This is a genomic window from Helicobacter sp. (genome assembly GCF_014799995.1).
Taxonomy (GTDB): Bacteria; Campylobacterota; Campylobacteria; order Campylobacterales; family Helicobacteraceae; genus Helicobacter_D.
In genome coordinates this window covers 1-5,476 of record NZ_JAAVGY010000033.1, presented here as the reverse complement: position 1 = coordinate 5,476, position 5,476 = coordinate 1, and the positions used below count along the sequence as shown (strand labels likewise).

Annotated in this window: 10 protein-coding genes and 1 pseudogene; 8 read left to right on the top strand and 3 right to left on the bottom strand. The window is 33.1% G+C overall.

The features are described 5' to 3' along the window. The 7 genes and pseudogenes from HDT10_RS04730 to HDT10_RS04700 all read left to right on the top strand — a co-directional run. Positions 1-510: pseudogene (locus tag HDT10_RS04730) on the top strand (hypothetical protein); the annotation flags it as partial. Beyond that, positions 476-754 carry a VirB8/TrbF family protein gene (locus HDT10_RS04725; RefSeq protein ID WP_290880582.1) on the top strand — a complete coding sequence of 93 codons (279 nt, stop codon included), beginning with the start codon at positions 476-478 and terminating at the stop codon, positions 752-754. The pseudogene HDT10_RS04730 and the gene HDT10_RS04725, both read left to right, overlap by 35 nt. A 10-nt stretch (positions 755-764) precedes the next feature. Next, a complete protein-coding gene (locus HDT10_RS04720; protein WP_290880580.1) occupies positions 765-1,892 on the top strand; it encodes a TrbG/VirB9 family P-type conjugative transfer protein in 1,128 nt (375 codons plus the stop codon). Continuing rightward, on the top strand, positions 1,889-2,335 hold the full coding sequence (locus HDT10_RS04715; protein ID WP_290880578.1) for a hypothetical protein: 447 nt from the start codon (positions 1,889-1,891) through the stop codon (positions 2,333-2,335). The genes HDT10_RS04720 and HDT10_RS04715 overlap by 4 nt, the downstream gene beginning before the upstream one ends. Next, positions 2,332-2,943, top strand: coding sequence for a type IV secretion system protein (locus tag HDT10_RS04710; RefSeq protein ID WP_290880576.1), 612 nt, complete (start codon positions 2,332-2,334; stop codon positions 2,941-2,943). Before HDT10_RS04715 ends, HDT10_RS04710 begins: the two co-directional genes overlap by 4 nt. A gap of 14 nt (positions 2,944-2,957) precedes the next feature. Further along, a complete protein-coding gene (locus HDT10_RS04705; RefSeq protein ID WP_290880573.1) occupies positions 2,958-3,320 on the top strand; it encodes a hypothetical protein in 363 nt (120 codons plus the stop codon). 4 nt (positions 3,321-3,324) lie between these two features. Continuing rightward, on the top strand, positions 3,325-3,699 hold the full coding sequence (locus HDT10_RS04700) for a toprim domain-containing protein (protein WP_290880570.1): 375 nt from the start codon (positions 3,325-3,327) through the stop codon (positions 3,697-3,699). Here the strand turns inward: HDT10_RS04700 and HDT10_RS04695 are convergent. The 3 genes from HDT10_RS04695 to HDT10_RS04685 form a co-directional block, all read right to left on the bottom strand. After that, positions 3,684-3,806: a hypothetical protein gene (locus HDT10_RS04695; protein ID WP_290880567.1), complete on the bottom strand. Its 123-nt coding sequence runs from the start codon at positions 3,804-3,806 to the stop codon at positions 3,684-3,686. The two genes, HDT10_RS04700 and HDT10_RS04695, sit on opposite strands and share 16 nt — an antisense overlap. Positions 3,807-3,886: 80 nt before the next feature. Continuing rightward, positions 3,887-4,186 (bottom strand): hypothetical protein, encoded by a 300-nt coding sequence (locus HDT10_RS04690; RefSeq protein ID WP_290880565.1) that lies wholly within the window; start codon positions 4,184-4,186, stop codon positions 3,887-3,889. A 2-nt stretch (positions 4,187-4,188) separates the two neighbouring features. Next, positions 4,189-4,716, bottom strand: a complete 528-nt coding sequence (locus tag HDT10_RS04685) for a hypothetical protein (protein ID WP_290880563.1) — start codon at positions 4,714-4,716, stop codon at positions 4,189-4,191. 214 nt (positions 4,717-4,930) lie between these two features. Between HDT10_RS04685 and HDT10_RS04680 the strand changes: the two genes are divergently transcribed. Continuing rightward, the coding region (locus HDT10_RS04680; protein WP_290880562.1) for a hypothetical protein at positions 4,931-5,476 on the top strand (546 nt) is incomplete at its 3' end.

Here is a 5,476-nt window from a genome sequence, read left to right as displayed (position 1 = left end):
TCTAGTGATAGGGGAATTAGCAATGCAATCTTGCAGCATTTAGTAAATGAAATCAAAATGGACGAAAGGGGAAACATTGCGATTCCAACCTATACAATCAAAACCTTACAGACAAACAAGCCCGAGCAAGAACAATCACAAGGACAACAAATCTTTTCCAAAACAGGCTACCAGCTTCATTTAAAGAATCCTATTTTAAAAAATAAAGAGGGAGAGACTTACGCAAAGCCTTTAAAACAAATTTGCTATGGCAAAAAGGGTTTGGAGACGATAATTTTTTCTAACAGCAAAGAAAAAGAGGAGAGAGGCAAGATTGCAAGAATTATTCTTACAGAATCTAGTATTGATTCTTTAAGTCTCTTTGAAAAGCTCAATAATGAAAAATTAAATAAAATAAATACTATTCCAAACACACTGATTCTCTCTACCAATGGCACAATCACAGAAAGTCAATTAAAAGCTTTGCGTTATTTTGATGAATCAAACAAAGAATCTCTACCGAGAGATTGAAATCATTAATAGCCAAATTCTAAGTCAAGATGTCGCAACCATAGAATTTATTGCAAAAGAAAGACAAGGGGAATTACAAACAGGCTATCAACGCTACAAGGCTACTTTGAAATTTGGATTTGAACCAAAAGAGATTAAGGAAAATGCGATTCCATTAAATCCAACAGGATTTATCGTCTATGAATATGCCTTAAGCAAAGTCAATATTGAAAAAGACGGAACAATGAAAGTCATTGCGCAATAAGGGGTAAAAAATGAAAATACAATCTATCACAACCATAATTTTTACTATCTTACTTTCCCAAAGCATATTGTTTGCCGACCCAAATGCTTTAAACCAAACTACAATAGAAAACATTATGCAAGAGCGACAAGAAGAAGTTGATAGAATAATGGCAACAAGACAACAAAGCGGAGAATCTTTGTTTGCACAAAAGCCTACCATAGAAGATAAAAATAAATACATTGCCAATAATGTAAGCATTCATAACACTAATCCAGATACGAATCATTATGCTACTCCACAAATGCAATATGAACAACAATATTCACAAGAGATTCCAGCATACACTGAAGAGCAGTTGCTTTTAATGAAGCAAGCAGTAAGAAACAAAGATTTAAAAGCAGTGCAAAAAAAGTTTTTAGAGAAAAAATATACAGGATTTGAAAACACAATACAAATTCCTTACGAAGAGAATAAAACACAAAAAATACGCACACGCTTCACAATGGCAACCACGATTATTTTTGAAAGCGAAGTGGAAAGTTATATTTTAGGAGACCAAAGTGGATATAAAGTAGAAGAAATACCCAATATGCCCAATGCAATCAGTATAAAGCCTTTTTTAATCGGTATTGATACGAATTTGACGATTTTTACAAAAGATAAAAAAATCCACAATTTTTTCCTCTATTCTACTGACTATAAAAACAAAGAATTGCCAAACTTGCTTGTAAAGATTCTTGATGATGAAAGCAAAATCTTAACGCAAGAGCAAATGGAAGAGGAAGCTAGAAAATACTTTGTCATTAAAGAGGGGATTGCAGAAATAAAAGTGGAGAGGGAACAAATGGATTTCTCTTATATCAAAAAAGCCAAAAAATACAATGAATGGCTAATTCCTAGTGAAGTCTTTAATGATGATACTTTCACATATTTTAAATACGAAAAAAAACAAAATGGCAAGATTCCAGCAATTTTTGCAGTCATTGATAAACACGATACACCCGTTGAAACAAAAGTCATTGGCGATTGGGTTATTGCGGAGAGTAGAAACGATAAATGGACAATATGGAGTGGAGAATCCTATGTCTGCATTGAAAAAGTAAAAGAGGAAGAGAAAGTAAAACCAAACAAACAAGAACAAAAGGCTGTAAAATGAAAAAACTTCCATTGATTGCCTTAACTCTTTCTCCCTTTTTGGTTTTAGCTAATCCTAGTGAAAATATTTTAAAAGAGCAAAAGGCGATTCATCAACAGAGTTTGGATTATCTTTTTGATTCCAAATTTCCACTAGATGATTATACTTATAGAAAAAAACCAAATCCCAATCAAGTGATACAAATTAAAAAAAATAATGAAATTAAAAATTCTGAATCTACAATGGATAAAGAAGAGGAATTTAGAAAAAAGGAAGAAGAGTTTGAAAGAAAAATCACAGAAACCCAAAAGAAAGTAGAAACTAAAAAAAGGGAATTAGAGCAAGGTACACCTAAAAAGAAAGTAAATCTTACCTCCCAGCAAAGAATGAATAATTTACTGCGTGATTCTATTCTTGCAGAAAGAGGCTCTCAAGAAATCTACTTTTCGAAAGGTGCTATATGATTTTAATTCTCGCCATTACCTCTATTTGCATTGTTACAAAGTTTATGGCAACAATCATTCTTTCTATTGCTCCTATTGTAATTCCTTGTTTGATGATGAATCAACTAAGAGGATATTTTTTCTCTTGGCTAAAGCTTTACCTCTCTTATTCTATGTATGCACCCATTGCGATGATTATAGGCAATTTTCCTATGGTAGCATTAGAGAAAGTAGAATTAATACCAAATAATGTTTCACAATTAGAGCAAGTGATTGCAAGCTTGACATTCATATTTTTTAAACCCATAGGTTTAATGATAGTTGCAATCATTGCGATTATGATTTTAATTAAAGTTCCAAGTTGGGTAAATCAAATTTTAGGCACTCAAAACGATGACGCAGTGGGATTAGCACCTCTAAAAGCAGTAGGTTCTGCAACTACAACAGGTGCAATGACAGGAGGGGCAGGATTAATAGCAGGAGCGGGAATCAAAGCAGCATTAGGAAGAGGAATTACATCAATGCTACCTATGGGACAAACTGCTACGAAATTATATGACAGCTTTAAAAAGAGTGGTGGTAGCATAAGTAATGGAAAAACGAGTGCTACTTCTGATTTTTTTAAATAAACAGGAAGTAAGTAGTGAATCTATTTTTATTTCAGTTAAAGGAAGTAATGGGGGATAAAACCACCTCTAAAGTGGCAAGTTTTAGCGGTGTAAATTTGCAAATGGTAGAGATTTACCTTTTTAGGAGGTTTCTTATCTCCTCTCTAAAAAGCGTTACAAACACTGCAATCCCTGCAATGATTAAACTTAAAAGCTCCATTTTGGACTCCTTTGGTGTGTTCCTCCCCCACACCCAACTCAATAGCCAAAAAAAAGCCCAATTCCCAGACCGAGAATTGAGCTTTCAACCACACCAAAGGTTGCAAATTTCTTTTATCCATTTTGCCTTATGGATAGTGGAATTATACCATAAACTTATCAATAACAGGACACTTTAAAGGTTTGACGCAAGATTTTTTAAAAGATTTTGATAATTATGAGCCAATCTTTGACTTTACCGATGAGAGAAAAAAGAATAATATCTTTAAAGCCTTAAAAGAAGCAGAGGGAAAAGAAGTCTATATCGCAACAGACCTAGACAGAGAGGGATATGCGATTGGTTATTTTTTCTATCAAATGTTAAAAAACAAGAATCCAAAGAGTGTGAAAAGGGCAGAATTTTTTGAGATTACAGAGAGTGGTATTGAAAAAGGTATTACAAATGCGATTCCTTTTTCACAGAGCAATATAAGAATGTTTGAAAGTTGGAAAGCAAGAGCGGTAGGAGATAAATTATTAGTCAGCCTTAATTGCGCAATGCTTCAGCTTCCTGTCTGAATTTCACTGCTTCTGCTAATCTCTGCTCGGATTCTTGCAATTCTCTTTCCGATAATTCCTCTAACTCGTCTTAGAATTGGTTCTTGTATCTCTTGCATTTTCACCATTTTCACTCTCCTTATTATAATCTATTGTTGCAAAAGGCATTGTAGCATTAGGCTCTTGTAAGATTCATTGTTCTCCTTTTTTAAAATAAATTTGGTTGCTTGAGTTGCAATCCATTTTTATTATCGTATGAGTATATTTCCTCTTTGCGTCCTTCCAAAAGAATAAAATCTTGAGGATATTGTGCTTCTAAAATCACTTCTTGTGTCGTGCAAGAATTTAAAGAATTTAGATATTGCTCACAAAAAGAAATAAGATTCTCTTGCGGCTCTTTTCGCTTTTTCTTGCAAAGATGATTGCGGAAATAATCATCAAAATAAAACATATCTTGCACTTCTCGTATCTCTAATAAGAGATTCCTTTCTTTATCTAAAAGTTTCATTGCTATTCCTCCTTGTTATTAGCATTATTAGTTGTTACCTCGTTTTCTTTAATGGTTTCACAGATGAGTTTGTTTTCAAAATAAGGATTGCCTAGATAGTTTTTGCCATTTAATTCTTTAAGAGCAGGGGAGAGGTAGAATTGTTGAATCCTTGAGAGCCAGATTTTGCTTTTACTTCTTTCAATTTGTTTTGAGATTCTATAAAGGTTTTTGGAATGTTTGGAGCTAATAAATGAAAATTCCTCTAATGTTCCATTTTCATAATGAGAGCTGACATTAAATAAGGTAATGCGATATAAATCAGTCGTTTTGCCATTAATCACATAATTTTTGATAAATGAAGTTTGCAATTTCTCGCAGAAAGATTCTATATTTTCTAAAAGACGATTTTTGTTCTTAAATCTTGTTCCATTGGAATCCATTAGATTAATTTGATTAAACAAGGAACTAAAATTTACAATATCTTTAGATTTTTCTTTTGATTTATAATTAATTTCAGAAGTTAAATTTAAATCGCTATTTAACTGCAACTATCTCTCCCATAAAGTCAAGAATTAAATAATTCTTAAGAATACAGGGATTGATTTTAAATTTTGTATTGAAAACTACAATTTTCAAACTTTTTTATTAAATACTGCTAGCTCTTAATGCAATGAAAATTTATTTAGAAATTCTAACAAAAACCTATTAAGTTTTTACTAATTTTTACGATATTATATTATATTTAAATTTGGGGAGCAGAAAATGGCAATTTCACTTTCAAATAATCCTTTTGGCTTTAATAATCCTTTCACCAACAATGCACTTAATAATCTAAAGCCACGCATTAGACAAAACAATGAAGAATCTAGCGCAAAAGAAGCAGAAACAAATGAAAAAAGGGTAAGAGCCAATTCAGAAAATAAAGAAACAGAGGCAACAAAAAACCCATTGGACGCACTTAGGGCAAGCCTAACGAGCAAGGTATTAGGTGGGCTTTTAAACTTCGGGCTACAAAATGCAAAAAACAATATGGCAAATTTACAGAATCTTAGACAGTTGCCAGATGAAATGAAGCCAAAAGAGGAGCAAGCCCCCTCCCCCACTCCAACTTTTAAAGACCCGCTAGACACATTAAGAGAGGTAACCAACAAGGATACAAAAGAACCAGACCTCAGCCTTTTTGGCAAGCTAAATTTTCTCAATGGCGACAAATTGGGCGATGGTGTCAGAGAGGGAGAATTTAGCCTAGTTGCTGCAAGCAGCATTGAAGTGCGAGAAAATATCACCTACACTATAAGCTATGATAGC

What these genes read in the sequence shown, in the direction of transcription:
- HDT10_RS04690 (WP_290880565.1), bottom strand. Translation starts at nt 4,186, where the DNA reads ATGAAACTTTTAGATAAAGAAAGGAATCTCTTATTAGAGATACGAGAA.
- HDT10_RS04710 (WP_290880576.1), top strand. Translation starts at nt 2,332, where the DNA reads ATGATTTTAATTCTCGCCATTACCTCTATTTGCATTGTTACAAAGTTT.
- HDT10_RS04725 (WP_290880582.1), top strand. Translation starts at nt 476, where the DNA reads ATGAATCAAACAAAGAATCTCTACCGAGAGATTGAAATCATTAATAGC.
- HDT10_RS04715 (WP_290880578.1), top strand. Translation starts at nt 1,889, where the DNA reads ATGAAAAAACTTCCATTGATTGCCTTAACTCTTTCTCCCTTTTTGGTT.
- HDT10_RS04695 (WP_290880567.1), bottom strand. Translation starts at nt 3,806, where the DNA reads ATGGTGAAAATGCAAGAGATACAAGAACCAATTCTAAGACGAGTTAGA.
- HDT10_RS04720 (WP_290880580.1), top strand. Translation starts at nt 765, where the DNA reads ATGAAAATACAATCTATCACAACCATAATTTTTACTATCTTACTTTCC.